This is a genomic window from Caballeronia sp. LZ032 (genome assembly GCF_031451315.1).
In the GTDB taxonomy this organism is placed as follows: domain Bacteria; phylum Pseudomonadota; class Gammaproteobacteria; order Burkholderiales; family Burkholderiaceae; genus Caballeronia.
In genome coordinates this window covers 784,928-810,689 of the sequence record NZ_JARUXP010000002.1, presented here as the reverse complement: position 1 = coordinate 810,689, position 25,762 = coordinate 784,928, and the positions used below count along the sequence as shown (strand labels likewise).

The 25,762-nt window shown below is 64.1% G+C and carries 22 protein-coding genes; 7 read left to right on the top strand and 15 right to left on the bottom strand.

Annotation, left to right across the window (positions count from 1 at the left end; all coding sequences use genetic code 11):
• Positions 1-245: 245 nt before the first annotated feature.
• The 4 genes from QCE69_RS19230 to QCE69_RS19215 form a co-directional block, all read right to left on the bottom strand.
• Positions 246-896, bottom strand: coding sequence for a TetR family transcriptional regulator (locus tag QCE69_RS19230; RefSeq protein ID WP_309932308.1), 651 nt, complete (start codon positions 894-896; stop codon positions 246-248).
• Positions 897-925: 29 nt separating this feature from the next.
• Complete coding sequence (locus QCE69_RS19225) at positions 926-4,216, bottom strand: efflux RND transporter permease subunit (protein WP_309932306.1); 3,291 nt, start codon at positions 4,214-4,216, stop codon at positions 926-928.
• 10 nt (positions 4,217-4,226) lie between these two features.
• The gene (locus QCE69_RS19220; RefSeq protein ID WP_309932304.1) at positions 4,227-5,408 is read right to left on the bottom strand and encodes an efflux RND transporter periplasmic adaptor subunit; all 1,182 of its coding nucleotides are present in this window, start codon (positions 5,406-5,408) and stop codon (positions 4,227-4,229) included.
• A gap of 73 nt (positions 5,409-5,481) precedes the next feature.
• Positions 5,482-7,041 (bottom strand): efflux transporter outer membrane subunit, encoded by a 1,560-nt coding sequence (locus QCE69_RS19215; RefSeq protein WP_309921702.1) that lies wholly within the window; start codon positions 7,039-7,041, stop codon positions 5,482-5,484.
• Positions 7,042-7,460: 419 nt separating this feature from the next.
• On the opposite strand from QCE69_RS19215, the gene QCE69_RS19210 reads away from it, so the two are divergent.
• Together QCE69_RS19210 and QCE69_RS19205 are read left to right on the top strand one after the other, a co-directional pair.
• On the top strand, positions 7,461-7,793 hold the full coding sequence (locus QCE69_RS19210; protein ID WP_309932303.1) for an HdeA/HdeB family chaperone: 333 nt from the start codon (positions 7,461-7,463) through the stop codon (positions 7,791-7,793).
• 31 nt (positions 7,794-7,824) lie between these two features.
• On the top strand, positions 7,825-8,301 hold the full coding sequence (locus tag QCE69_RS19205; RefSeq protein WP_309932301.1) for a cupin domain-containing protein: 477 nt from the start codon (positions 7,825-7,827) through the stop codon (positions 8,299-8,301).
• A gap of 57 nt (positions 8,302-8,358) precedes the next feature.
• On the opposite strand, the gene QCE69_RS19200 is transcribed toward QCE69_RS19205, so the two are convergent.
• The gene (locus QCE69_RS19200; protein ID WP_309932299.1) at positions 8,359-9,795 is read right to left on the bottom strand and encodes an MFS transporter; all 1,437 of its coding nucleotides are present in this window, start codon (positions 9,793-9,795) and stop codon (positions 8,359-8,361) included.
• 231 nt (positions 9,796-10,026) lie between these two features.
• On the bottom strand, positions 10,027-10,923 hold the full coding sequence (locus QCE69_RS19195; RefSeq protein ID WP_309813674.1) for a LysR family transcriptional regulator: 897 nt from the start codon (positions 10,921-10,923) through the stop codon (positions 10,027-10,029).
• A 105-nt stretch (positions 10,924-11,028) separates the two neighbouring features.
• Between QCE69_RS19195 and QCE69_RS19190 the strand changes: the two genes are divergently transcribed.
• A complete protein-coding gene (locus tag QCE69_RS19190) occupies positions 11,029-12,174 on the top strand; it encodes a TauD/TfdA family dioxygenase (RefSeq protein WP_309932298.1) in 1,146 nt (381 codons plus the stop codon).
• Positions 12,161-13,045 carry an isocitrate lyase/phosphoenolpyruvate mutase family protein gene (locus QCE69_RS19185; RefSeq protein ID WP_309921690.1) on the top strand — a complete coding sequence of 295 codons (885 nt, stop codon included), beginning with the start codon at positions 12,161-12,163 and terminating at the stop codon, positions 13,043-13,045. Before QCE69_RS19190 ends, QCE69_RS19185 begins: the two co-directional genes overlap by 14 nt.
• A 34-nt stretch (positions 13,046-13,079) precedes the next feature.
• On the opposite strand, the gene QCE69_RS19180 is transcribed toward QCE69_RS19185, so the two are convergent.
• The 7 genes from QCE69_RS19180 to QCE69_RS19150 all read right to left on the bottom strand — a co-directional run bounded on the left by QCE69_RS19180 (position 13,080) and on the right by QCE69_RS19150 (position 20,718).
• Positions 13,080-13,493 carry a VOC family protein gene (locus tag QCE69_RS19180; protein WP_309921687.1) on the bottom strand — a complete coding sequence of 138 codons (414 nt, stop codon included), beginning with the start codon at positions 13,491-13,493 and terminating at the stop codon, positions 13,080-13,082.
• A gap of 28 nt (positions 13,494-13,521) precedes the next feature.
• Positions 13,522-14,844: a dihydroorotase family protein gene (locus tag QCE69_RS19175; protein ID WP_309932297.1), complete on the bottom strand. Its 1,323-nt coding sequence runs from the start codon at positions 14,842-14,844 to the stop codon at positions 13,522-13,524.
• A gap of 2 nt (positions 14,845-14,846) precedes the next feature.
• Positions 14,847-15,887 carry an alpha-hydroxy acid oxidase gene (locus QCE69_RS19170; protein WP_309932296.1) on the bottom strand — a complete coding sequence of 347 codons (1,041 nt, stop codon included), beginning with the start codon at positions 15,885-15,887 and terminating at the stop codon, positions 14,847-14,849.
• Entirely contained in the window at positions 15,884-17,431 is a 1,548-nt protein-coding gene (locus QCE69_RS19165; protein WP_309921679.1) for an amino acid ABC transporter permease/ATP-binding protein, read from the bottom strand. The genes QCE69_RS19170 and QCE69_RS19165 overlap by 4 nt, the downstream gene beginning before the upstream one ends.
• A gap of 78 nt (positions 17,432-17,509) precedes the next feature.
• Positions 17,510-18,394 carry a transporter substrate-binding domain-containing protein gene (locus QCE69_RS19160; RefSeq protein ID WP_309932295.1) on the bottom strand — a complete coding sequence of 295 codons (885 nt, stop codon included), beginning with the start codon at positions 18,392-18,394 and terminating at the stop codon, positions 17,510-17,512.
• A gap of 2 nt (positions 18,395-18,396) precedes the next feature.
• Entirely contained in the window at positions 18,397-19,506 is a 1,110-nt protein-coding gene (locus QCE69_RS19155) for a hypothetical protein (RefSeq protein WP_309932293.1), read from the bottom strand.
• Positions 19,507-19,572: 66 nt separating this feature from the next.
• Positions 19,573-20,718, bottom strand: coding sequence for a porin (locus tag QCE69_RS19150; RefSeq protein WP_309932292.1), 1,146 nt, complete (start codon positions 20,716-20,718; stop codon positions 19,573-19,575).
• 228 nt (positions 20,719-20,946) lie between these two features.
• Here QCE69_RS19150 and QCE69_RS19145 point away from each other — a divergent pair, with 228 nt between their 5' ends.
• Positions 20,947-21,876: a glyoxylate/hydroxypyruvate reductase A gene (locus QCE69_RS19145; protein WP_309932291.1), complete on the top strand. Its 930-nt coding sequence runs from the start codon at positions 20,947-20,949 to the stop codon at positions 21,874-21,876.
• A gap of 5 nt (positions 21,877-21,881) precedes the next feature.
• Here QCE69_RS19145 and QCE69_RS19140 read toward each other — a convergent pair whose 3' ends face one another.
• Positions 21,882-22,646 (bottom strand): alpha/beta hydrolase, encoded by a 765-nt coding sequence (locus QCE69_RS19140; protein ID WP_309921666.1) that lies wholly within the window; start codon positions 22,644-22,646, stop codon positions 21,882-21,884.
• Between the two features lie 197 nt (positions 22,647-22,843).
• On the opposite strand from QCE69_RS19140, the gene QCE69_RS19135 reads away from it, so the two are divergent.
• The gene (locus QCE69_RS19135) at positions 22,844-23,668 is read left to right on the top strand and encodes an aspartate dehydrogenase (protein WP_309932290.1); all 825 of its coding nucleotides are present in this window, start codon (positions 22,844-22,846) and stop codon (positions 23,666-23,668) included.
• A gap of 25 nt (positions 23,669-23,693) precedes the next feature.
• Positions 23,694-24,641 carry a VOC family protein gene (locus tag QCE69_RS19130; RefSeq protein ID WP_309921660.1) on the top strand — a complete coding sequence of 316 codons (948 nt, stop codon included), beginning with the start codon at positions 23,694-23,696 and terminating at the stop codon, positions 24,639-24,641.
• An 8-nt stretch (positions 24,642-24,649) separates the two neighbouring features.
• Here the strand turns inward: QCE69_RS19130 and QCE69_RS19125 are convergent, their stop codons facing one another.
• Positions 24,650-25,642: a LysR substrate-binding domain-containing protein gene (locus QCE69_RS19125; protein ID WP_309921658.1), complete on the bottom strand. Its 993-nt coding sequence runs from the start codon at positions 25,640-25,642 to the stop codon at positions 24,650-24,652.
• Between the last annotated feature and the right edge of the window lie 120 nt (positions 25,643-25,762).

Genomic DNA, 25,762 nt, shown 5'->3' with positions numbered 1-25,762 from the left:
GATAGGCCCATTTCATATTGAAACTGGGAGTTTCGCAACTGCTTATCTGCACCTATCCGCACGCTGCGCTTGGCTTCGCGCGATTCTGCAAGACCGACTCGATAATCATCCGGGGGAGCTACACCCGCTTCGATCCATGAGGAAGCCCGCGCGCATCCGATGGGAAGTGGCTGACGATCCCGATGCTGTCCGCTGAGGACCGGGATGAGGTGACGGAGTTGATGAGCTTGAAGCGCCCTGCCCTTTCACGCCGTTGACGTGCGTCGCAACGAAGGTGAATCTCGCAGCATCCCGATGCACACGTCGCTCAGATATTCTGCATCGCGCGGCAGCTCGATGGAATCCTGATCCATCAGCCAGTCGCGCAGCACACCGCCCAGAAACGCATGCACGACGCTTGAAGCGCGCGCGGTATCGAGTTCGAGCGGCAACTGTCCGCGTGCGATTGCGTTGATGAGCCCCAACTGCAGTTGCTTGCGTCCCCTGCGGGCGGCATCGCGCTGACGCTCGAACACGATGTCCATATCGCCCATGTTGTGCGTGTGCTCGTAATTCGTGAACAGCACTTCGAACACATGGCGGCTGTGCGGTTCGATCGCCACCGTGCCCAGGCAATACACGAGCAGCGCGCGTATCTTGCCGAGCGGGTCCGGTTCGGCTGCATCGACGGCGGCTGCGACGAGCAACTCCATCGGCAAGCTCACGCGGTTCGTCACCGCGACGAACAGATCACCCTTGTTGCGGAAATGCCCATAGACCGCGCCGCGCGTAAAGCCCGCGCGCAGCGCAACCGCCTCCAGCGTCGCATGAAACACGCCGCGTTCGGCGAACACGCGCTCGGCCGCATCGAGGATCTGGTCGCGCGTACTCTGGGCCTGTTGCCGCGTTCTCTTCATCCGCCGCGTCCCCGCTGCTGGTGTCGCCATTACACCGGCTTGTCCTCGCCTGTACCTTCAGGAGGTCCGCTGGCATCATGGCCGCCGTTCTGTCCGTGATGCGGCATCTTGCGCGATACCTCGTCGAGCTTGTCGCCGAGCAACTGGCGCACCACGACATAGAACACCGGAATCAGCAGCAGGCCGAGGAAGGTCGCGAACAACATCCCGCCGATCACGCCAGTCCCGATCTCATGGCGCGAAGCCGCGCCCGCGCCCGACGAGATCACGAGCGGGAACACGCCGAGAATGAACGCCATCGACGTCATCAGGATCGGCCGCAATCGCAGTCGCGCCGCGGTCAGCACGGCATCGCGCAGCGTCATGCCCTTTTGCTGCCCCTCCACGGCGAACTCGACGATCAGGATCGCATTCTTCGCCGCCAGCCCGATCACGGTAACAAGACCGATCTTGAAGTAGATATCGTTCGGCACGCTGAAGCCGAGACAGAACACCAGCATGCCGAGCATGCCGAGCGGCACGACCAGCAGCACCGAGACCGGAATCGACCAGCTCTCGTAGAGCGCGGCGAGACACAGGAAGACGACGACGATCGACAGCGCCATCAGCGTCGTCGCCGACGAGCCCGACAGCAGTTCCTGGTACGACTGTCCGGTCCAGTCGGCAGCGAAGCCGCGTGGCAACTGGTGGTTGACGATATCGTCGAGCGTGTCGATCGCCTGTCCGGTGGAATAGCCCGGCCCCGAGTTGCCGACGATCTCGATCGCCGAGAAGCCGTTGTAGCGCGGCAGCACCGTCGGCCCGAAGGCCCATTTCGCGTTCACCACGCTCGCCAGCGGCACCATGTTGTAAGGCGCGATCGACGTATTGGCCGGCGACGGATCGACCGGCGTGACGAAGCCATTCGACGCCACCGTCGTGACCGTGCCGCTCTTCGAGGCGGAAGCCGTCGAAGTGAACACGCTCGGCGTGTACAGATGCTGAAGCGCATCGAGACTCATGCGGAACGGCGCATCGGCCTGTACGTAGACACGCTTGACGCGGCCGCCGTAGGTGAACTGGTTGATATAAAACGGCGCGAGCTCCATCTCGAGCGTCTGGTACACATCCGAGAGCGAGAGGCCCATCGCCTGCGCCTGCGTGCGGTCCACGGCGATATCCAGTTGCGGCGCATACGGCAGCGAGTTGGGCCGGATGCCGAACAGCACCGGGCTCTTCGCCGCGCTCCCGAGCAGCACGCCCTGCGCCTGTGCAAGCTCTGCGCGTGACTGTCCCGCGCGTGCCTGCAAGTACATGTCGACACCGCCGAACTGGCTCAGGCCGCGAATGGTCGGCAGGTTCACCACGAAGATCTGCGCATCCGGAATGGAAGACAGAATGCGGTTGAACTGCGGGATCAGCTGCATCGCGGTCTGGGAGCGCTTGTCCCAGTCCGACAGCTTGATGAAGGACATCCCCACGTTCTCGCTCGTACCGACGAAGCTGAAGCCTTCCGGCTGGAAGATGCCGACGATGTCCTTGCCGACCGCGCTGTGCAAAAGCTTCTCGCGCAGTTCGCCCATGACATGATTGGTGCGCTCCAGCGTGGAGCCGGACGGCAGGTTCACGAGCGCGAGGGCGAAGCCTTGATCTTCATCGGGCACGAAGCTGGTGGGCAGCCGGGTGTACAGAAAGCCCGTCAGCACCACGACCAGCACGAAGCCGATCATCCAGCGCGGCGCATGCCGCACTGCCTTGCCCGCATGGCTCAGGTAGTGGGCGGTGGTCCAGTCGAAGGTCCGGTCGAACCAGCGATAGAACGCGTTCTTCCTGACCTGATGCTCGGGCTTGAGGATCGCGGCGCACAGCGAAGGCGTGAAGGACATCGCGAGAAATGCGGAAAAGCCCATGGACACCGCGATGGTCAGCGCGAACTGCGCATAGATGATGCCGGTCGCGCCCGGCTGCAGCGCGGACGGAATGAACACGGCGGACAGCACCACGGTGATCGCGATGATGGCGCCGGTGATCTGCTGCATCGCCTTGCGGGTCGCGGCGCGTGGCTCCAGATTCTCCTCGGTCATGATGCGCTCGACATTCTCGATCACGACGATGGCATCGTCCACCACGATCCCGATCGCCAGCACCATGCCGAACAGCGTCAGCTGGTTCAGCGTGTAGTGCAGCGCCGCGAGACCGATGAAGGTGCCGAGCAGCGCCACCGGAATCACGAGCGTCGGGATGATGGTCGCGCGCAGGTTCTGCAGAAACACCAGCATCACGAAGAACACCAGCACGATCGCCTCGACCAGCGTGCGGATCACATCCGCGATGGAGGCCGTGATGAACGGCGTGGTGTCGTATGGGATGCTCCACGTGACGCCTTCGGGCAAGTCGCGCGCGAGCGTGTCCATCGAGGCCTTGACCGCCTTTTCGACCGTCAGCGCATTCGCGCCCGGCAGCAGGAACACCGCGAGGCCGCCGGCGGGCTTGCCGTTGTAGACCGGCGCCTGGCCATAGGTCTGCGAGCCGAACGAAATGCGCGCGACATCGCTCAGCCTGACTGTGGTGCCGTTATTGTTCGCCACCACGATGATGTCGCGGAACTGCTGCAGCGACGAGAACAGGCTGTCGCCTGACACGGTCGCGGTGAACACCTGCCCCTTGACCGCCGGATCGGCGCCGAGCGAGCCGGCCGCGAACTGCGCGTTCTGTCCGGTGACGGCGTTGAGCACCTGCGTCGTCGAGAGACCGTAGCTCTGCAGCTTGTCCGGGTCGAGCCAGATGCGCACCGCGTATTCCGAACCGAGCAGGGTCGTATTGCCCACGCCGGTCACGCGGCCGATCACCGGCTGGATCTGCGACGCGAGAATGTCGGAGAGCCGGCCTGCATCGATCGCCGCATTCTCGGATTGCAGCGCGATGAACAGCAGGATGTCCGGGCTCGACTTCGCGACGATCACCCCTTGCTGCGTGACCTGCGACGGCAACAGCGGTTCGGCCAGCGTCACCTTGTTCTGCACCTGCACCTGTGCGATATCCGGATTGGTGCCGGTCGCGAACGTGAGGATGATCTGCGTCTGGCCGTTGGCGCTCGACGTCGAACTGAAGTACAGCAGGTTGTCGATACCGGTGAGCTGCTGTTCGATCACCTGCGTGACGGTCGATTCCATCGTCTGCGCGCTCGCGCCCGGGTATTGCGCGGTGACGGTCACCTGCGGCGGCGCGATATCCGGATACGAGTCGATCCCCATGGTCCGCACCGAGAGAATGCCGAACAGGGACAGCAGGATCGCGATGACCCACGCGAAGACGGGACGGTCGATGAAGAAACTCGGCATGGGCGCTCTCCTACTTCGCCGCGCCGGCCGAAGCCGCGCCCGGTCCCGACGCAGGCGGCTCCCACGCGACCGCCTTCACCGGCGCCCCGACGTGCGCCATCTGCACGCCGATGACGACGATCTCGTCGCCGTCCTTGAGCCCCTTCGTCACGACCCAGTTGTCGCCGAGGCTGTCGGTCGTCTCGACATCGCGCCGCGCCGCCTTGCTGTCCGCGCCGATCGTGAGCACGTAGGCCCCCGTGGTGTCGCGCAGCAGCGCCTGCTGCGGGATCAGGAACACATTGTTCTGGCGGCCAAAGTCCACTGTGAGCGACACGAACATGCCGGGCAAGAGACGCCGGTTCGGGTTCGCGACCAGCGCGCGCAGATTGACCGCACCGGTGGACGAGTTCACGGTCACGTCGGAGAAATCGAGCCGGGCCACGCTGCCGTACGACGCGCCGTTCGGCAACGCGATCCGCACCGTGGTCTGGTTCTGTTGCGACAGTTCGATCCCGCCGCCGTTCTGCGCCTGCTCCAGCGTCGCCAGGTCGGCCGCGCTGATCGTGAAGTTGACGTACATCGGATCGATCTGCTGGATCGTGGTCAGCAAGGTGCCGTTGCCGCCGCTGTCGGCCGTGCTGCTGCCCACCACCGCGCCCGCCGTGACCTGCTGCTGCCCCGCGATGCCGCTGATCGGCGCGGTCACGCGCGTGTAGTCGAGCGACACGCGCGCGCTCTGGACCAGCGCCTCGTCGGCCTTGATCTTGGCGGCCGCGCTGCGCTCGGCGGCATCCGAATTGTCGACCGTCTGCTGCGACACCGATCCCACCGGCAACAGCTTGCGATTGCGCAAGGCGGTCACATGATCGTTCGTGTAAGTGGCCTGGTCCTCGGCGAGCACCGCGAGGTCGTTGTTGAGTTGCGCGCGATAAAAGGTCGGATCGATCTCGAACAGCAACTGGCCCGCATGGACCTGCGAGCCTTCCACGTAGTTCCGCTTGAGCAGCACGCCGGACACGCGCGCGGTGACGTTCGCGCTGTAGTACGGCGACAGGCGGCCGACGAAGCGGCGTTCGAGCGGCACCGTCTGCGCGTGCACCTTCATCGTCGAGACCTGCGGCGGTGGCGGCGGCGGCGTGCTCTTGTGGCAGGCGGCAAGGACGATCAGACACAAATACGAGAGCGAGACGCGCCAGGGACGTGACTTCATGAGAGCTCCGTTTTTGCTTGCAACCGGCTCGCGCGCAGCCTTCGAGGCGTGCGCGTCATACAGCGTGCGACTGTCAATCCGATGAAGCGACGGGCCGCTGCGCGGCCACGCCCGGTGCCGATGCCGCCGACGCCATGTCGGCGTCAGCGCGCTGCCAGCCGCCGCCGAGATTCTTCACGAGCAACACATGGCTTTGCGCGAGCAGCGCCTGCGTGTCGCGCAGACTCTGTTGCGCCTGGATCAGCGTGAGGCGCTGGGTCAGCACGCTTTGCTGGCTGGCCGCGCCCGCCTTGAACTGCGCCTCCTGACTCGCGAAGATGCGGCTGTTGCTGTCCAGCACCTTCGCGTACGCGCCTTCCTGTGCGCGCAGATGATTCATCGAGGACAAACTGTCATCGACACTCTGGAACGCCGTCAGCACCGTGTTGCGATAGTTGGCGACGTTCTCGTCGTAGTTCGCGCGGGCCTCGTGCATCGCGGCCGTGCGCGCGCCGCCGTCGAAGATGGTTTGCGCGATGTCCGGCCCCAAGGTCCAGAAGCGGTTCGGCACCGTGAACAGATGCGCGATGGTGTTGTGCGCGAAGCCGCCTTCCGCCGAGAGCGAGACGGTCGGAAAGAACGCGGCTTCGGCCACGCCGATGCTCGCATTGGCCGCCGCCGCCGAGCGCTCGGCGCTGACGACGTCATAGCGCCGCTCGAGCAGTTCCGACGGCAGCGAGGAAGGCAGCGCAGGGGCGATGAAATGGTAGTCGGGGTCCGGAGCGATGCTGAGCGACGCGGGCGGCACGCCGGTCAGCACGGCGATCGCATGCTCGTCCTGCTCGCGCCGCGTGGCGACCGTCTGCAACTGGGCAATCACCGTGTCCAGTTCCTGATACGACAACAGCAGGTCGTCGTTCGACGCCTGGCCCGCCTGATAGGCGGCCTGGGTCATCGCGAGGAGGCGCGTGTCGATGTCCTGCTGCTCCTGCAGCGCCCGGACATCGAAATCGGCCTGACGCAGTTCGAAGTAGTCGGTGGCGACGCTTGCCGCGATCGACAGGCGCTCACCGGCCAGCTGTGCGTCCGATGCCTGCGCATTGGCCTTCGCCTGCTCGATCTGCCTGCGCACGCTGCCCCACAGATCGAGTTCCCAGCTGACTGAACCCAGCGCCACCACGCTGTTGCCCGGCGCGGCGATGGTCGATGAACCCGCGCTGCGGCCCGCGCTCGCCGACTGGATCGCGCCGCCCGAACGCGCGCCCGACAGCCCCGCCGTGACGATCGGGAACAGCCCCGCCCGGTTGCTCTCCACGGTCGCGAGCGCGACGCGATAGGCCGCCTCCGCCACCGCGATCGATTGATTCGCCTGCAGCGCCTGCTCGACGAGGCCGTTGAGCGTGTCGTCGTGGTACATGCGCCACCAGGTGCTGTCGATGGCGGCTTGCGGATTGGCGTCTGCGCGCTGCCAGTCGACGCCTTCCTTGAAGCCTTGCGGAATCTGTACTTCGGGCTTGCGGTAGTCGGGGCCCATCATGCATGCCGCAAGCGATACGACGACAACGAACCCTGAAGTGGCGCGCGCGGCATGACGCCATTGCGTGCGCATGCGGCCGGCGCGTGGGGAATCGAAGCTTCGCGAACCTGCGGTCATGCGCATCCTCCTCTACCGAAACAGGATTACGACATGCTTGTTTGGTATTACCTGTTAATTCATGGCTATCGCAAGATAACTACTCTATCTCTTGATCAGGATAACCAGTAAATAAGAATTTTTAATCGTTCCATTACCGCCGCGATCGGTACGGTATGCGGAATATTTCGTGTCAATCGTGACGTACCGGATAGCTGAAGATATCTTGACGACGTTATTACAAATTGCTTGTGCTTCGATTGATCTCGCGGCTTGCGTCGGTACGCCCGTCGCCTCCGGGTCAAGCTCGTCGGAAATCGGCCCTTGAACTCATCTCCACAGGCATCCTTCCTTGATGGTAATTCCCGGCTAAGTCTGCGCCGATACGATGCGCAGGCAGTCTCGAACTTCACCTCTTCACCATCATCAAGGATGTCCAAATGAACCTCACAAAAAGCCTCGCAGCCGCCCTGTGCGTCCTCACCGTCGGCGTGTCCGGCATGGCCCACGCAGCTGAAAAGATCGCTCCCGCCAAGATGACGTGCGCCGACTTCGTTCAGGTTGACGACGCATACAAGCCGGCGCTGGTTTACTGGGTGGCGGGCGTCGACAAGCTCGGCGTGTCGGGCACCGAAACCACGGTCGTCGATACCATGCAGCCGGTCGCCGCGACCGTCGCGCAGGAATGCCAGAAAGACCCGCAGACCAAGTTCATGACCAAGGTCCGCTCGATGATCAAGTCGAAGCAGATTGCCCCGTTCGACCATCATTGAACGCATGCGCTATCGACGAAGGACCGACATCATGAAGCCGCACCTCATCGACGACGATCCGGTCAGGGATGATGCCATTCACATCCCTGCAATCGGGCTGGATCTGACGGTGTGCATCGAGCCTTCGGAAACGGAGGGGCGCGCGACGCTCATCGAAACACGCGATGCACCGGGCTTCGGTCCGCCGCTGCATCGGCACCGGAACGAAACCGAAATCTTCCATGTGCTGCAAGGACGCTATCTCTTCGAAGTGGATGGCGTGCTGCGCATCCTGCAGGCAGGCGAGACGCTGACGGCGCGGGCCGGCACCACGCATCGCTTCATCAATATCAGCGAAGGCACGTCGCACATGCTGGTGCTGATCTCGCCAGGATTCGACGCCACCCGTTTCTTCAGCGAACTGCGCGACGTCATGGCGCGCGGCATTCCGGCCCCGGACACGCTTGCGAGGCTGGGTGCGAAGTGGGACATCGAGTTTCTCGGACCGCCGTTGACGGTCGAGCCATGATCCGCTGGACGTGGTGTTGGGGAGATGCGCCATCATCGTGATGGCGCATCTCTCTTTTCAATCGGCTTGAGACAGGCTCGCGCCGCGGCCATGCAAGGCCGACGCCGGTTCCGCGTGAGGCGCATCCTTCGGCTCGATGTCCTCCAGCGTTTGGGCTCGCGTGTTCACACCGAGCGCGAGCAACGCGAGTATCTGCAGCACGATCAGACCGATCAGGAAATTGGTCACGCCGAAGATCCCGCCCATGCCAAAAATCATCACGATGCCGCCCTGCGCACCCGCCGATGCAAGACGTCCCACGGCGGCGGACAGCGATGACCCGCGCATCCGCAACTCGGTCGGAAAGAGTTCCGGGATATAGACCGCGAACGCCAGCGACGTGATGCAGGACGAACACATCATGATGACGGCGCCCGTCGCCATCAGTTCGGCCGGCGAGTGAACCATCGGATAGAGCGCCGTGGCCACTGCTTCGAGCACCAGCACGCAGACAATGCTCACGCGGCGTCCGATGCGGTCCGTCAGCGCCATGCCGATCAGGCAGCCAACCGGCGTGCCGATGCCCATGACCGCCGTGTAGCCGAGCGTCGACGTGACCGCGATGCCCTGCTTGACGAGAAAGGTCGGGAACCAGGCGATCAGTCCGTAGAGCACCGACATGTTCACCGCCGACATGATCATCGTCAGCACGGTCCGCGACAGCAGCGGCTGGCGGAACAGTTCGCGATAGCCGGGTTTTGCCGCGACCGGCGCGGCCTCGCTCGCTGCCGCCGTCACGGAAAACGACACGCTGTCCCACGCCGGAAGTTCCGGAAAACGCGCTTCAATGGACCGCAACAACGCGTCCGCTTCTTCGTGTCGACCTTGCGCCTCGAGCCAGCGCGGCGATTCGGGCATCGACTTGCGCATGAACCAGATGCCGATGGCGCCCAGGCCGACGAGCGCGAACATCGAGCGCCAGCCGAGCGCGGGAATGGCCCAGTAGCCGATGATCCCGGTGGCCGTCACGGACAGGTTGGTGAGCAAGGCGAGGATGGCGCCGAAACGCCCGCGTGCGAGACTCGGCACGAATTCGCCGAGCGTCGCATAGCCGATGATCAGCTCGGCGCCGAGGCCGACGCCCATCACGAAGCGCAGCGCGATCAGCACCGTCATGTTCGGCGCGAACACGGCGGCGATCGAGGCCAGCCCGAAGACCGCGAGATTGAACTGGTAGGCCATGCGCCGCCCATAGCGGTCGCCGATATAGCCGCCGATCAGCGATCCCAGCCACATGCCGATCAAGGTACTGGAGATGAAGGCCGCGTTGCTTTGCAGCGTCGACCAGCCGCCCTTGACGAGCGTCGCCAGCACGCCGCTTTGCAGGTAGATATCGAACGCGTCGAGAAACAGGCCAGCCCCGATCATGCCCACGAGATTCCAATGGAACCGGCCGATCGGCAGCCGGTCGAGGCGAGCGCCGGAATGGGCGCGCAGCGTAGGGGATTGGCTCAAGAAACGTCTCCTTTTTTGGCCGTCGGAACCTGGCGGGCGTTCTCGTGGAATCGCTCTCTGTGTCGCTCATCATTGCTACCGTTCAAGACAAACGGCGATGACGAGCGCCCCACCCGGTCCGCTTGCGAGGCTTTCACGCCATATTAAGGTGCTCCCGCGAAAACTTTTATTGAATAATCGTTAGATTTCACGTCAATTTTTTTGACTTAGCGACGGCGCCTGCAGACAGGCTCAAGGCTTGTCCGAGGCGGCATCCCTGTCAGCGGCGCGCGTGGCGGCCAGCAGGATTTCCTGCAGTGCGATCAGCTGCCGGCTCTCGACGTCCGTCTTGCGCGTGACCAGCGAGAACTGGAGCACAGGCGCATCGCGCAACGCGATGACCGTGACGGGATAGAGCGTGCAGATGGCCGGCTCCATCAGCGGCACAAGGGAAATCCCTAGCCCCGCGCTGACCAGCGGCGCAATCGCACGGACGCTGTCGAACTCCAGATCTCCCGCCGGCTTGCCGCCGAAGCGCTGCTGGATATACTTGGCGGCCATCGCGCCGGAGATGGTGTTGCGGTCGTAGCGGATCCACTCGTAGCGTTTGAGCAGTGCGCCCAGCGAGCGCTCGCGTTCCTGCGGCGGCACCATCAGGGTCAGCCCGCGTTTGATCAGCGGCTGCCAGTGCAGCCGAGACAAGCCGCGCTCGGGCTGCGCGACTACTGCTGCATCGAGATCGCCTGCCTTGACTGCATTGGTCAGCTCGATGCTTTTGCCGCGCCTCGTCTGAAGATGCAGAAGCGGATAGCGTGTCTTCAGCCGCTTGAGCAGTTCGGGCAGCACGACGGGCAGCATTGATTCGAGCATGCCGAGCTGCACATGGCCTTCAACCTGAAAGCTGGGCTGACGGCGGAACGCATCGAGCCGCGACAGCATGCCGTGCAGCAACTCCGACAACTCGTACGCAGCAGGCAGCGGGCGCACTTCCAGCCCCGACCGATCGAACAGCTGACGGCCCACGTAGGCCTCCAGCTGCTTCATCTGCATGCTGACCGCGCTCGGTGTCAGATGCAGGTTCTTGGCCGCGCCCGCGAGCGACCCGACGTCCAGCACAGCCTGCAGGGTATTGAAGATTTCGATCTTCATCAGATTTTTTGTCGAGTTTCGTCAGCAAAACTCCATTTTATCTTACGAAGCGTTGCTCTATCCTTGCAGTCAAAGGGACTCTATCCCTGCGACAAGGAGATAAGCATGAGCGAAGCATCGGTGAAGCCAAAAATCTGGTACAGCGCGGACCTCGAACGCGACACGTCGTGGACCCTGCGCATGAGCGACGAAGCCGCGGAGGGCTTCGACCGTGCCATGCGTCATGCCAAAGCGCTCGGCAAGCCGCTGCTCGACATGACATCGGAAGACTTTCCGCTCGAACCCGCATCCGCCGAGATTCTGCATCGCGCGTTCCGTGCCACGCAGCAACGCTTCGGCATGTGCCTGCTGAAAGGCTTCCCGGTCCACAAGTGGTCCGTGGAAGAAGCCAAGCTCGCTTATTGGGGACTCGGCTTGCACGTCGGCGTCGCGCGCACGCAGAATCGCGCCAGCGAGATCATGAACGATGTCCGCGATTCGGGCGCGACCTACAAGTCGAAGAACGGCCGTGGCTACAACACCAACGCGGCGCTCGACTTCCACGCGGACTCATGCGATGTCGTCGCCCTGCTCTGTCTTCATGAGGCCAAGTCGGGCGGGCAGAGCAAGATCACGAGTTCGTTCGCATTAGTCGAGGAGATCCGCAAGCGCCGGCCGGAATTGATCGATGCATTGAAGGGACCTGTCTATCACAGCTATCAGGGCACGCAGGCGCCCGGCCGGCCGGGTTTCTACAACTGCCCGGTGATCGGTTCGCTGACGGATCACTTCGCGTTGCGCGCCAATCGGAAGAACACCAACGCGGCGCAGGCGGATTTTCCGGAAGTGCCGCGCCTCACGCCCGAACTGACCGAGGCGCTCGACTTGCTGGATGAGCTTGCCGCCGATCCGCGCCTGTGCTTTTCCATGTGGCTCGAACAGGGCGATCTGCAATTACTGAACAACTACGTGATGCTGCATTCGCGCACGGAGTTCGAGGACTTCGAAGACGAGGCGCGGCGTCGCCATTTGCTGCGCCTGTGGATGTCGGTGCCCGATTCCGCGCCGCTGCCGCCCGAATGGGAGTATTACTTCGGCGACGCGCGTCCCGGTTCGGTGCGCGGCGGCGTCCGTGGCAGCTATATCACCGAGGCTTTCGTCCGCTTCGAGAAACGCCAGGCCGAACGCATGCACATGCTGCTCAAGCCCGGTCTCGACGGATCCGTGCCAGACACGTCGACAGCGGAGGGAGATGCCCATGTCGCCGCATGAGGACGCGTCGCCGTCCGGTGCCTTGAAGCGCCGTCTCGCTGCGGGCGAAACCGTGCTCGCACCCGGCATCTACGATGCGCTTACCGCGCTCATCGCGGAACAGGCCGGATTTCAGGCGCTGTATCTGTCGGGCGGAGCGGTCGCGTATACTTCGCTCGGGCGCTCTGATGTCGGCCTCACGACGGCCAAGGAAGCAGTCGACACGCTGTGGCGCATCACCGACCGGGTGCGCACGCCGGTCATCGTCGATGGCGATACGGGCTTCGGCAACGCGCTGAACACGCAGCGCACCGTGCGCGACTTCGAGCGTGCGGGCGCGGCCATGATCCAGCTCGAAGACCAGGGCTTTCCCAAGCGCTGCGGTCACCTGGCGGACAAGACGCTGGTGTCGTCGGCCGAGATGTGCGGCAAGCTGCGCGCCGCGCTCGATGCGCGCCACTCTTCGGACACGCTGATCCTCGCACGCACCGACGCCATCGCGGTCGAAGGCTTCGACGCGGCCATGGAGCGCGCCGAGGCTTATCTTGAGTGCGGCGTCGATGCGCTGTTCGTCGAAGCCGTTCATACGGTGGAGCAGATGGACATCGTGTGCCGGCGCTTCGGCGAACGGGTGCCGCTGCTGGCGAACATGGTGGAAGGCGGCAAGACGCCGGTGCGAAGCGTCGAGGAATTGCGGCAGCGGGGCTATCGCATCGTCATCTTTCCGGGCGGTACGGCCCGCTTCGTGGCGCACGGGCTGCAAGGGTACTACGCGAGTCTGCTGAAGCACGGAACGACTGAACCGATGTGGCCGGAGATGCTGACGTTCGACCAGTTGAACGAGCTGATCGGCACGCCGGAGCTGCTCGCGGCGGGGAAGCGGTACGTTTGAGCCCGAGCGGTCTTCAGCACGCTGAAGAACGCCATTACCTGGCGTAGAGACTGTCGAGACTCCTGAACCCCTTCACCTCGATCGGATTGCCGCTCGGATCGAGGAAGAACATCGTGGCCTGTTCGCCGGGCTGGCCTTCGAATCGCAGTGTCGGGGCGATCACGAAGTCCACTCCGCCGGCGCGCAGACGGTCGGCGAGCGTACGCCAGTCGGGCATTTCAAGTACGAGTCCGAGATGCGGCATCGGCACCATGTGGTCGCCCACACGGCCCGTGTTGGTGACCGGGAAGGGTTCGCCCAGATGCAGCGAAATCTGATGCCCGAAGAAATCGAAGTCGACCCATGTATCTGTGCTGCGGCCTTCCTCGCAACCGAGCAATCCACCGTAGAATGCGCGCGCATTGTCGAGATCGCGCACGTGATAAGCCATGTGAAAAGCACTTCGCATCGTTTGTTCCAGTCTGTTCAGGTAAGAGTCAGGCGCTCGCCGTCACCACCACGCCACGCGCTGCACCTGTTTCCTCCAGCAGCGCGCCCCGCAGATACACCGCCTTCAGCGCCCAGGACACGTGCAAGCCATCGAACGGGGTGTAGCGCGCTTTTGAGCGCTGGTCACCGTCACGCAAGGTCATCGAGCCCTTCGGGTCGAGCAGCAGGAGGTCCGCATCATATCCCGGCGCGAGCAGGCCCTTCGTCTTCGCAAGACCGAACCGTTGTGCCGGATTGCAGGCGCAGAGCCTCGCCAGGTCGCGCAAGGTCAGATCGCCGTTGTCAACGAGATGCAGCATCGTCGCAACAAAGGTCTGCACGCCCGGCATGCCGCTCGGCACGTCGCGAAAATCGTCGTAATGCGCGGCTTTCTCCGCATGGGCATGCGGCGCGTGATCGGTCACGATCATGTCGATCAGCCCTTCCCGCACCGCCTCCAGCAACGCCGCGCGGTCGCCTTCCGGTCGCAGCGGCGGCAGTGCCTTGAAGAAGTTGCGCCGTTCATCGTAGGAGTCTTCGGTGAGCAGCAAGGCCTGCGGCGTCGTTTCGATGCTGACATCCGCAAGATCACGCAAGCGCCGCCATGTGTCGATGCCGAGCTTCGAATTCCCCTGCCGCAGATGCACGCGCGTGCCGGTCGCCGCAGACGCCAGGACCGCATGGGCGATTCCCGCCGCTTCCGCGACGGGCGGACGGCTTGCGAGCAACGCATCGAGGCCGGCTCTGCCGGTGTGCATTTGCGGCGCGCTTTGTAACGCATGATCGCCCGGGGAAATACACGCCAGCGTGTTCAGCGGTTTCAGCGCCGTGAGCGAATCGACGAGCGTCTTCTGCGTGTCATGCCGATACGCTTCCGGCACGCCCGCCATGAACAGCTCGAACGAAACGGGGTCGAGCGCGCGTACGTCGTCGAGCGCCGGGTGATCGCGCAGCTTCGCAACCTGGAAGCCTACATCGACATGAATACGGCCGCTCGCCAGCGCCATCTTCTCGCGCAGTTCGGCGGCGTGCGTCGTGATCGGCGAGTCTGTCGGCATGTCGAGCAGCGTCGTCACACCGCCAAGCGCGGCTGCGCGCGTGCCCGACTCGAAGTCCTCCTTGTGCGTGTAGCCGGGATCGCACAGGTGGACATGGGTATCGACGAAACCGGGCAGCGCCACGAGTCCGTGCACGTCGCGGGTTGCGCGCGTCTCGGCCGGCGTATCCGGTGCGAGCAATGCGGCGATCCTGTGACCGACGATGGCAATGTCCGCATGGCGCTCGCCGTTGGCATCGACGAGCATCGCGCCGCGCAGAATGAGATCGAACATGGTCAGTCCATTCGAATGAGTTGATCGCGTGCGATAGCGCCGGGCGACGCCGCTCCCATCCACGCGCAAATGGCCTGCACCTCGCCGATGAGACCGCGCAGCAGCGCGTACACCGCCTCTTCGCCGCCCGCCGCGAGCGCATGCACGACCGGTCGCACGATGACCGAGAGATGCGCGCCGAGCACGCGCGCGGCGATGATATCGGCGGCCTGGCGGATCCCGCCGTCGACGAGCAGCGCCATGCCGTCATCAAGCACCTCGCCGATGCCTTCGAGTTGCCCCGCCACCGGCGCCCAGCGGTACGACTGGCGCACGCCGATGTTCGACACCATCACGCCGTCGCAACCCGCGGCCTGGGCGGCACGCGCATCGTCGGCATGCATGACGCCCTTGAGCACGAGCCGCATGCCGAGCGCATGCACGGCAGTCAGCAGTTCGCGCATTTCGCTCGAGCCCCACGACGGAAAAGCCGGCAGTTTCGCTACGCCCTCGCTCGCGCCAATGGTGGCCCAGGCGCGTTGCGCGACCTGCGCGGCGACATCGACGCCGCCCGGATGCAGCCCCGGCACCGGATGCACCGGCGCGAGCACCGTCAGCACGATGCCCCGGCAGCCCGCCTGCGCCGCCTCCTGCGTCAGGCGGATCGCACGTTCGAGCGGTCCCGCAGCACGCAATTGCAGCCAGCAATCGGCATGCGTCGCAGTGATCTGGCCGAGCGGCGTCACCGCTTCTTCCGATACCACGAGCGGCAGGCCAAGCGTCGCGCAGACACGCGCAATGGCGGTCACGCCCTCTTCGCCAAACAGACGATCCGCCGCGAACGCGCCTACGCCGATCGGCGCGGCATAGTCTTGACCGAACAGCCGGCAGGTGACATCGACATGATCGTGACCTTGCAGCACGCGCGGCACCAGCCGGTAACGCGACCACGCGAGTTCGTTGGGATCGGTGTCGTCGGGACGCATGTCATGCGGACGGCCCACGAGATAGCCGTATAGCTCCGCGCCGAGTGCGGCGCGCGAGGCATCGCGAAAGTCTTTCATCGCGCGGCCTCGAGCATGGCCGGGGGCAACGGCTTCGCATCGGCGGCCTCATCTTCCGGATGACGCAGGAACGCTGCGAATTCCGGTGTCTTCGGCGCACGCAGGATATCGGGCGTGCCTTGTTCGATGATCCGTCCGTCGTGCAGGAACACGATGCGGTCCGCGACGCTCGCCGCGAAATCGATATCGTGCGTCGAGAGCAGCATCGTGATGCCGGTGCGCGCGAGACGCCGGATTGTTTCATCGACCTCGCCGACGAGTTCGGGATCGAGCGCGGACGTGGGCTCGTCGAAGAGAATCACGCGCGGATCGCTCGCCAGTGCGCGCGCGATGCCCACGCGCTGCTGCTGCCCGCCCGACAACTCGTGCGGCATGTGTCCCGCGAAGTCCTTCAGGCCGACCTTCAACAGCGCGATGCGCGCTCTGCGCGAGGCCTCGATGCGCGGCACGTGCTGCACGCGCACGGGAATCGACGCGGCGTTATCGAGCGCGCTCAGATGATCGAACAACGCGAAGTTCTGGAACACCATGCCGATGCGCGCATCGGCACGCGCTTTCGCCAGACGTCGGCGGGGCATGGGCGATCCTGTCGCAGTCGAGGTCAGCGAACGGCCCTCGATGCGGATGCTGCCCGCTTCGAGCGGATTGAGCGCGAGGATGGTCTTGAGCAAGGTGCTCTTGCCCGATCCCGACTTGCCGAGCAACGCGACCACTTCACCCGGGGCCACCGACAGCGACACATCCTTCAACACCTGCTTGCTGCCGTAGCTGACGCGGACCTTGTCGATCTCGAGTTGCGGCATGGTCAAATCGCCCTTCGTTTCGACCGGCGCCATGCGCGCGACCGGGCCAGGATCCTCGAGACCATGCTCCGCATGCGCACCGCGACGCACGCGGCGTCCCGTTCCGACATTGCGCTCGCACCAGTTCTGAATCGCCGCGATCACCGCTGAAAGCACGATATACATCACACCCGACGCGAGCAGCACGGGCAGGAACTCGAAGTTCTGCGACACGATGGTCTGGCTGCGCAAGGTCAGTTCGCTGACGCCGACGACCGAGGCCAGCGACGTCGACTTGAGCAGGCCCACCGCTTCATTGCCGAGCGCCGGAATGATCGCGCGCAGGCCTTGCGGCACGACGACATACCCGAGTTCCGTCAAAGCGGAGAAGCCGAACGCCTGCGCCGCGATGCGCTGATCGCGGTTCACCGAACGAATTCCGCCACGAATGATTTCCGCGCAGAACGCGGTCTCGTTGATGGTCAGCGCCAGCAGCGCGCTCACGAAGGGCGCCAGCGTAATGCCGGCCTGCGGCAGCACGTTGAACAGCAGGATCAGTTGCAGCAGCTGCGGCGTGCCGCGTATCACGTAGATGTAGGCGCGCACCGGATAGCGCAGCCAGAACCAGCGCGCATCGGCGGCGAGCGCAAGCACGAAGCCGATCAGGAGCCCGCCCGCCAGCGCGCCGAACAACAGTCCGAGCGCGGTGATGCAGCCTTGCAGCAGATAAGGGAAAGTCAGGTAATGCAGAAAGTTTTGCATGTCGGGCACGCTTCGTTCACGTCGAAAACAACCAGCGGTGCGGACGCCTTCCGGGCCGCGAAGGCATCCGCTGCGCCATTACTCCGCGTCGGCGGCCGTGCGCTGGGACGCTGCATCTTGTCCCCACTTGTCGAGCAGCGACTTCTCGATGCCCTTGTCCTGGATCACCTTCATCGAGGCCAGCACGGCGCCGCGCAGCGTCGTGTTCTCCTTGGCGATCGGGAAACCGTTGAGAATCGGCAGGTCGATGGTGAAGCCGCTTTCCAGCCCCGGCACCGAAGCCGCCAGCGCCTTCGCATCCGAATGCGCCGTGAGGTAGATGTCCGCGCGGCCGCTCACCACGGCCTGCACGCTCGCGTCCGTTGCTTGCAGAAGCAGCAGGTTCACGTCCGGCTTGTTCGCGGCCTTGCACTTCTCGGTAGCCTGCGGCACGAGCGTTACCGCTTCATACGTGCCTGCCGCGGCCGCGACGGTCGCGCCGCACAAGGTGTCGAGGGAAGTCAGCTTCTTCGGATTGCCCTTCTTGATGACCGATCCGTCGATCACCGCGAACGACGACACGAACGCAACCTGCTTGCGCCGGACCTCGGTGACATAGAGATTCGGGCCCATGTCGAAGCGCTTGCCGGTGATGCCCGTGAGCAGCACGTTGAAGGCCACGTTCTGGAATTCGTGCGTGTAGCCGAGGCACGCGCCCATATACGCGATCAGATCGGGATCGAGTCCTTCGATCTTCGACGGATCATCCTTCGCGGGCGCTTCGAAGCCGGCCGTATAGCCGCCGAGGCCGACCTTCAGATGCTGACCGACGAGCGTCGGAAACTGCTTGCGCAGCGCGACGCATTCGGCGCTCTTGCCGAATGCTTCATAGGTCGGCAGACTGGCCGCATGGGCCGGCGCGGAAGAAAGCGCGAAGCACGCGGACGCCAGGGATGCCACAGTCATGAATACAGGACGAAACATGCTTACTCCGGATTGAATGAGTCGATGAGGTGACGTGTCGGCCACAACGTATCGCCGTGGACGATCGCCATGACACGTGGCTTGAAAGACGCGGCACTGAACGGATCGCGCTCGGCATCGATGCCGCGCATGACGCCGCCGTGCGGTGAATCGGTTGAGACGAGGGCGACGGCCCAGTCGGTCGGGTCCTGGCCGAACAGCATCGCCGGACGGCTCGATGCACGGCCGAGCACCGCTTGAGCGGGAACGCCCAGCGACTCGGCCAGCGTCAGCAGCGCGGGCAGGAAGTGATGTTGCGATTGCAGTCCCGGACCCGTGGTCGAGCCGTGCGCGACGTGATCGGTGGCGATCAGGTCGATCTCGTCGAAGCGGGCAAGCAGCGCATTGCGCGTGGTGTCGTCGGACACCGGCGGACGCACGCTCAGCGACGCGCGCCGCGAAGCGTCCACCGGCAGCAGATACTGCGGCGAACTCGCGACCCAGCGGGACACGTCGAGCGCGGCATCCGCGTGCATGGCATCGAGATCGGCAACGCTGGCGGCGTGACGGAACACGACCGCGGACTGCCGCTCCACCGCCTGCGCCAGCACCGCGCGAGGGTCGGCGGTAAAGACGACCGGCAGCCAGCCCGCATTCCACACGGCGTCGAGGTTGCGCTGGAAGTGCGGCTCGCGTCCGTACAGCTTGCAGGCGCGTAACAGCGTGCCGTCTTCCGTCGGCGCATGCGGTGCGAAGTCCGCGAACCATGCGGCAAAGCCCGCGGTATCGTGGTCCGGCATGACCGACAGCAGCAGACGCACGCGCGGCATCACGCTGTCCTTCGCCATGCGCAGCAGCGCCGCCGCATCTTCGCGATCCGACATGCGCTCCCAGCCGATGCTCGCATTCAGCCGCGCCACCCCGCCCGCCAGTGCAATCTCGCGGTCGTTCTCGTCGAGACGGGCATCGCGCAACGCGAGCAGCGTATCGGCGTCGTACAGCGCCGGGTGCAACTGCCAGTGCGCGGCATCCAGCGTGCGCAGGTTCGCCGGCAATGTGCGCGGCACACGAAACACGCGCCGCGCGCCGAGCAGACCGGCGCTGTCGTTCAGATTGTCGAGGACAAGCTGCATGCTGATTCTGAAGCCTTCAAAGTCCAATTAGACCAAACCAAATTTCGGCTTACCCGTGATCAAAAATCAGAACTTGTGGCGGATGCCGACTACGCCCAGCACCTGTTTGCCGTTCGACGATGCGTTGTTGTAGTCGCCCACGTTCGCGGTGGCGGCAACCACCGACGTGCCGTCGGCGGACAGCGTCGAGCCGTTTGCCTTGGTGTAGCCGGCGATTGCATAGACGTCGGTGCGCTTCGAGAGGAAGTAATCGACGCCTGCCGATACCTGGTTGTAGTTCGCGGACTGCGCGCCGCTTGCCTTCGTGTAGCCGTAGTTGACGGCGGCCATCAGCGCCGGCGTGAACTGGTAGGCCACATAGCCGCTGACCACGTTGAATTTCTCCGTGTCGTTGAAGACGGCGGTCTGCGTGTAGGTCTTGTATTGCGAGTTCGAATAGCGCGCCCCGACCGTGAACTTGTTGAACGCGTACGAAATGGCCGCATGCGCCGTCTGGAACGAACCGGGCGCGACTCCGTAGCCCGCGGTAACGAGGCTGCCGTCGTTGATGAAGCCGCCCGACGATGCATTCGCGAGCGTGTCGTTCTTCGTGTACAGGTAACCGCCCGCGATATTCAGGCCGCCGTTGCTCCAGGCAAGCGCGGCGCCGATCGAATTGCCGCTGGAGATGCTGCCCGCCGTGCCGCCGAAACCGTACATGGCTTCGAACGTGAAGCCCGCGAGCGTCGGGCTCGTGTACTTGACCGAGTTGTTGACGCGGATGCTGTTGTCGTTGTTGTCGGCGTCGCCGGGCGTGGTGAAGAACGCGCCGAACACGCCGTCGCCGGTGATGCCTTGCACGAGATCCACGGTCGGATCATATTGACGGCCGAGCGTGATGGAACCGAGGCGCGCATCCGTGAGCCCGACATAGGCCTTGCGGCCGAACATGCGGCCGCCCTGTCCGAGTTTGCCGGTGGAGAGATCGTAGCCGTTCTCGAGGTTGAACACCGCCTTCAGGCCGCTGCCCAGGTCTTCCTCGCCGCGCAGGCCGAAGCGGCTGCCCGACATGGTGCCGCTCGCCGCCGCCCATTGCGCGCCGCCGCCGACGTTGTTGCCATAGGTGATGCCTTCATCGGCCACGCCGTACAAGGTGACGGTGCTCTGCGCAAACGCCTGCGACGAAGCGGTGGCCAGCAGTGAAGCGAACAGCGGCAGTGCGAGACGGTTCATGTTTTCGTTCCTTGTGAATGCGCTTTCGATGGGCATGTGGGTTAAGTCGAGGCCATCATAGGAAGGCGAAAAAATGACAACAAACGAGATTTTCGCGAGCATTCGATGAGTTGAGGTCATGCGTCGAGGCATGACCTCAACTCATGCGCGACGGCAAATTTATTCGTTTGATATCCGTATCAGCAGGCTCTATCGTGCGAGGTTTTCATCGACGAACAGGGCTGATTCATGGATATCCTGGTAGCGGTCGGCACCCCTCAGGCCGCGCGCTGGATGCAGGCGATACGGAGCGTTCTGCCCGGGGCGAATGTGCGCGAATGGACCGAGGGCGATGCCAGCCCTGCCGACTACGCGCTCGTCTGGAAATGCAGCGCAGAGGCATTGCGGCCGCGTGCCGGCCTCAAAGGCGTCTTCAATCTGGGCGCGGGCGTGGATGCGCTGCTTGCCATGCTCGACGAATCGCCTATCGATGCGCCGATCTATCGCCTCGAAGATGCCGGCATGGCGCAGCAAATGGCGGATTACGCGCGTTATGGCGTGCTGCATCACATGCGGCGCTTCGAGGCGTATCGGCAGCAGGCCGCGCGGGGAGAATGGCGGCCGCTGGAGGCGCTGCATCGGCGGGACATGCGTGTCGGCGTACTGGGACTCGGAAGCCTGGGCGAGCACGTGGCGCGCACGCTGGCGTCGGACGGATTCATCGTGCGCGGTTATAGCCGTTCACACAAAACCATCGATGCGGTCGAAACGTTTGCCTCAAGCGATGGAATCGATGCCTTTCTCGATGGCCTTCATGTGCTCATCAATCTGCTGCCCGCCACGGCCGATACGCAGGGCATCATCGATCGCCGGACCCTGGCTTGTCTCGCGGATCACGCCTGCGTCATCAATCTCGCACGCGGCGTCCATGTGAACGAAGACGATCTGCTCGAAGCCCTCGACGCGGGCAGGCTCGCCTTCGCGATGCTCGACGTCTTCGCGCATGAGCCGCTCGATGCAGCCCATCCGTTCTGGCGGCATCCGCGCGTGATGGTCACGCCGCATATTTCCGCCGCGACCCTGATCGACGATTCCGCCCGGCAGGTCGCGGACAAGATCGTCGCGCTCGAAGCGGGACGTGACGTGTCGGGTCGTGTCGATCCGTCACGCGGTTACTGACGCGATCACGGCTGCGCTTGCAGCCATGCGAAGACCTGCTCGTTGAACACGTGCGGGGCTTCGAAGTACGCGGAATGACCGGCGGCATCGATTTCCAGATAATCGGCGTGCGTCATCGTGCGCTGCGCCGCTTCGATTTCCCGCGGAGGGAACAGGACGTCCTCGTTGCCCGCCACGAACAGCACCGGCACGCCGCACGCATCGAGTTCCTCGAGCGAGGTCATCGGCTGGACGCCGCGCAGGGTGCGTACATTGGTGTCGTTGAAGCTCGCGAGCGCCGTGTAGAGATACGATTGCGCAGGCTGAGCACGCATGAACGTGGGCCCGAGCACGCGTTCGAGTTGCGACAGATTCGCGGTGCGTGCGGCAATGGCCTGCATGCGCGCGGCGAGGTCATCGGGCAGCGTCAGGCCGACGAGCGTATCGGCGAGCACCAGCGCGCGCACGCGTTCGGGATGGCGGACGGTGAAAGGAACGGCCGCACCGCCGCCCATCGACTGGGCAATCAGCGCGACACGCGGGAGTTGCAGATGATCCAGCAACGCTTCCAGATCGTTGGCGAAGGCCGCGCGTCCGAGCCCTTCCACATCGCTCGAATTGCCGAAGCCACGCGCGTCGAACGTGATGACCTGCCCCGTGTCGCGCCACGCGACCACCTGATGGAACCAGCTTGCATGATTGCCGCCCACGCCATGCAGCAGCACGAGCGGTGCGCCCTCGCCATGGGTTTCGTAATAGAGGCGGCTCGCGCCACGATCGAGATACGGCATCGACAGATCCTTCTGCAGCGGTAAAGGCCCATTATCGTGAGCCAAAAACGCGCCCGGCAAACGACTTTTGTTGCGCCCTTCGATGAGATCCGATCATGGCGACGCATGACGAGACCTCATCCGTGCGCGCAGAAAATCTCGTTTGTTGCGGGGTTTTGGCGCCCCTAAGATGCGTCCATACCCTGGAGAGACATAGCATGAATCAAAAGCAGGACAAGCAAGCGCTGCGTGTCGGGATTGCCGGCCTGGGCACGGTGGGCAAGTCGATTGCCAAGGCGATCGACACAGGCATCGACGGTCTCGAACTCGCCGCCGTCAGCGTACGCGATGCATCGACCGCCGGCGCCTGGCTCGCGGAACTGAGACACACGCCGCGCATCGTCTCGTTCGACGAGATGCCGCTCCACGCCGATGTCGTCATCGAATGTGCGCCGTCGCAGCTGTTGCCGAAGATCGCCGAACCCATGCTGCGCGCGGGCAAGACCCTGGTGCCGCTGAGCGTCGGCGCCTTGCTCGATCACATGGAACTCATCGAAATTGCCCGCGAGAACGGCGGCCAGATCAGCGTGCCGACCGGCGCGCTACTCGGCCTCGACGCGGTGACCGCTGCGGCGAAAGGCAAGATTCACTCCGCGCGCATGGTCACGCGCAAGCCGGTGACCGGTCTGCTCGGCGCGCCGTTTCTCGAGGAGAACAACATCCGCATCGACGATATCAAGACGCCCACGCGTATCTTCTCGGGCACGCCGCGTGACGCGGCCAAAGGCTTTCCCGCAAATCTGAACGTGTCCGTGGCGCTGTCGCTCGCGGGCATCGGTCCGGACGACACCCAGCTCGAAATCTGGGCCGACCCCGCACTGACGCGCAATACGCACACCATCGAAATTGACTCGGACTCGGCACGCTTTACGATGACGATCGAAAACATTCCGAGCTCGAATCCGAAGACGGGACTCATCACCGCGTTGAGCGTCATCGCGCTGCTCGAAAAGATGCGCGCGCCGCTGCGCGTGGGCACCTGATGCACTCAATATAAAGGACCTGACCATGACTTCACGCTTCTTTGCCCCGCGCCGGCTCGCCCATGCCAATGTGTTCGTGGGCGACTATCAGCGCGCCAGCGACTATTACCGCGATATCTTCGGTTTCGAAGAGGTCTACAACCAGCCGGACAACAAGGCGAGTTTCATCAGCAACGGCAACACCTATCACGACTTCGCGCTGGTCGATATCGGCAGCCGTTACGCGAAGCCGGGGCAACAGCCGGGACTGAATCACGTTGCCTTCGAAGTGGCAAGCGAAGCGGCGCTCGTACAAGGTTATCGCGCGGCGGTGGCCGCGGGCGTGCTGTATCGCTCGACGGAAGACCACGACGTCGCCCACTCGCTCTATCAGAAAGACCCCGACGGCAACGAAGTCGAGATCTACGCGGACGTCGTGGAGGACTGGCGTTCGGCACGCAAGGGCTCGTTCAGCAAGAAGAAGCCGAAGTGGGTGCCGGGCGAAACCAATGTACCGGTTGCCGAGCAACTCTTCCCCGTCGATCCCGAGATTCGCGTGATCGACGCCGCGCTCGTCCATGGTCGCCGCGTGTCGCACGTTGCGTTGATCGCGCAGGACTTCGGGGCCATGTTCGACTTCTATACGAACATCGTCGGGCTGAATGCGCTTGCCGGCGGCCGCGATCAGCCCTTCGCGCTGCTCGCGGGCACGCATGGCATGGGCGATATCGCGCTGTATCGGAACGATGTGGAGTCGCACATGCCGATGCATCACATCGGCGTGGAAGTCAGCTCCGAAGCGGATCTGGACGCGGCGATCGAAGGCATCGAGCGTTCGGGCGGCAAGCTGATCGCCGCGCACGAGCACGCCGCGCGCCGCGTGGTGTTCGTGCACGATCCGGATGGCCTGCCCATCCAGCTCTACGTGAACCGCGACTGGACCGTGGATACGATCCGCAGCATCGACGCCAGGCTCGCGCCGTTCCTGATCTGATGTAGAGCCTAAAGACCGGCTTCGCTCAAGTCGGTCTCCTTCAGCGCCCTCTCTTCGTCGCGTTGCGCGAACAGCCAGTCGCGAAACGCACGCACTGTCGCGGAGTCGGCCTGGTGGTCTCGGCACAGGATGTGATAGGCGCCCGCGCTTTCATGCTCCAGCGCCAGCGGCACGACAAGACGGCCTGCCTGGATATCGGGCGCCGCCAGCATGCGCGGCACGAGCGCCACGCCGCGTCCCGCCAGCGCCGCATCCAGCACCATGAAGAAGTGCCCGTAAGCCTGGTTGTGCGCGGCGATATCGTATTCGACGCCGCTCGCGCGGAACCAGTCGGGCCAGGCGTGCACGCGCGTCGCCATGTGCAGCAGCGGCAATTGCAGCAGTTCGCGCGCTTCATGCACTTGCGGCATGCCCTCCATCAGCTCGGGGCTGCACACCGGCACCAGCACATCCGGCATCAGGCGATACGCCCGCACATTGCTCCAGTCATCCGCCATTTGCAGGCTGATGCGCGGACGCGTCTCGGCATCGGGATCCGGATCGCTGTCGGGAATGACGCCGACGCGAATGGCGACATCCAGATCCTCGCGCCAGAAATTGACGGGCCGTATCGACGTGATGAGTCTCACCTCGATATCCGGATGCTCGGTTGCGAAGTGCGGCAGGCGCGGAATGAGCCAGCGCATCGCGAACGTCGGCAGCACGTTGACGTTGAGGATGCGATGACGGTCGCGGTTCACGAGCCGCAGCGTGGCCTGCTCGATGCGGTCGAACGCGTCGCGCACCACGGGCAGGTAATCGCGCCCGTGCTCGGTGAGTTCGATGGTCCGCGTCAGCCGCCTGAACAAGGGCACGCCGAAGGACTCTTCGAGCAGCTTGATCTGCCGGCTGATGGCGCCCTGCGTCACGAAAAGCTCTTCCGCCGCGCGGCTGAAGTTGAGATGCCGCGCCGCCGCTTCGAAGGCGCGCAAGGCGTTCATGCTGGGCAGACGGCGGGACATGGATTCCTCGGCTTCAGTTGCACATGCAAAAGAGGTCATTATTCCGCGCCAAAAATCGTTTCAAAAATCTGCATGGACATGCGTTGACGCAATGGAGCACCGATCCGGTCGACACTCTGT

What these genes read in the sequence shown, in the direction of transcription:
- QCE69_RS19230 (WP_309932308.1), bottom strand. Translation starts at nt 896, where the DNA reads ATGAAGAGAACGCGGCAACAGGCCCAGAGTACGCGCGACCAGATCCTC.
- QCE69_RS19225 (WP_309932306.1), bottom strand. Translation starts at nt 4,216, where the DNA reads ATGCCGAGTTTCTTCATCGACCGTCCCGTCTTCGCGTGGGTCATCGCG.
- QCE69_RS19220 (WP_309932304.1), bottom strand. Translation starts at nt 5,408, where the DNA reads ATGAAGTCACGTCCCTGGCGCGTCTCGCTCTCGTATTTGTGTCTGATC.
- QCE69_RS19215 (WP_309921702.1), bottom strand. Translation starts at nt 7,041, where the DNA reads ATGACCGCAGGTTCGCGAAGCTTCGATTCCCCACGCGCCGGCCGCATG.
- QCE69_RS19210 (WP_309932303.1), top strand. Translation starts at nt 7,461, where the DNA reads ATGAACCTCACAAAAAGCCTCGCAGCCGCCCTGTGCGTCCTCACCGTC.
- QCE69_RS19205 (WP_309932301.1), top strand. Translation starts at nt 7,825, where the DNA reads ATGAAGCCGCACCTCATCGACGACGATCCGGTCAGGGATGATGCCATT.
- QCE69_RS19195 (WP_309813674.1), bottom strand. Translation starts at nt 10,923, where the DNA reads ATGAAGATCGAAATCTTCAATACCCTGCAGGCTGTGCTGGACGTCGGG.
- QCE69_RS19190 (WP_309932298.1), top strand. Translation starts at nt 11,029, where the DNA reads ATGAGCGAAGCATCGGTGAAGCCAAAAATCTGGTACAGCGCGGACCTC.
- QCE69_RS19185 (WP_309921690.1), top strand. Translation starts at nt 12,161, where the DNA reads ATGTCGCCGCATGAGGACGCGTCGCCGTCCGGTGCCTTGAAGCGCCGT.
- QCE69_RS19180 (WP_309921687.1), bottom strand. Translation starts at nt 13,493, where the DNA reads ATGCGAAGTGCTTTTCACATGGCTTATCACGTGCGCGATCTCGACAAT.
- QCE69_RS19175 (WP_309932297.1), bottom strand. Translation starts at nt 14,844, where the DNA reads ATGTTCGATCTCATTCTGCGCGGCGCGATGCTCGTCGATGCCAACGGC.
- QCE69_RS19170 (WP_309932296.1), bottom strand. Translation starts at nt 15,887, where the DNA reads ATGAAAGACTTTCGCGATGCCTCGCGCGCCGCACTCGGCGCGGAGCTA.
- QCE69_RS19165 (WP_309921679.1), bottom strand. Translation starts at nt 17,431, where the DNA reads ATGCAAAACTTTCTGCATTACCTGACTTTCCCTTATCTGCTGCAAGGC.
- QCE69_RS19160 (WP_309932295.1), bottom strand. Translation starts at nt 18,394, where the DNA reads ATGTTTCGTCCTGTATTCATGACTGTGGCATCCCTGGCGTCCGCGTGC.
- QCE69_RS19155 (WP_309932293.1), bottom strand. Translation starts at nt 19,506, where the DNA reads ATGCAGCTTGTCCTCGACAATCTGAACGACAGCGCCGGTCTGCTCGGC.
- QCE69_RS19150 (WP_309932292.1), bottom strand. Translation starts at nt 20,718, where the DNA reads ATGAACCGTCTCGCACTGCCGCTGTTCGCTTCACTGCTGGCCACCGCT.
- QCE69_RS19145 (WP_309932291.1), top strand. Translation starts at nt 20,947, where the DNA reads ATGGATATCCTGGTAGCGGTCGGCACCCCTCAGGCCGCGCGCTGGATG.
- QCE69_RS19140 (WP_309921666.1), bottom strand. Translation starts at nt 22,646, where the DNA reads ATGCCGTATCTCGATCGTGGCGCGAGCCGCCTCTATTACGAAACCCAT.
- QCE69_RS19135 (WP_309932290.1), top strand. Translation starts at nt 22,844, where the DNA reads ATGAATCAAAAGCAGGACAAGCAAGCGCTGCGTGTCGGGATTGCCGGC.
- QCE69_RS19130 (WP_309921660.1), top strand. Translation starts at nt 23,694, where the DNA reads ATGACTTCACGCTTCTTTGCCCCGCGCCGGCTCGCCCATGCCAATGTG.
- QCE69_RS19125 (WP_309921658.1), bottom strand. Translation starts at nt 25,642, where the DNA reads ATGTCCCGCCGTCTGCCCAGCATGAACGCCTTGCGCGCCTTCGAAGCG.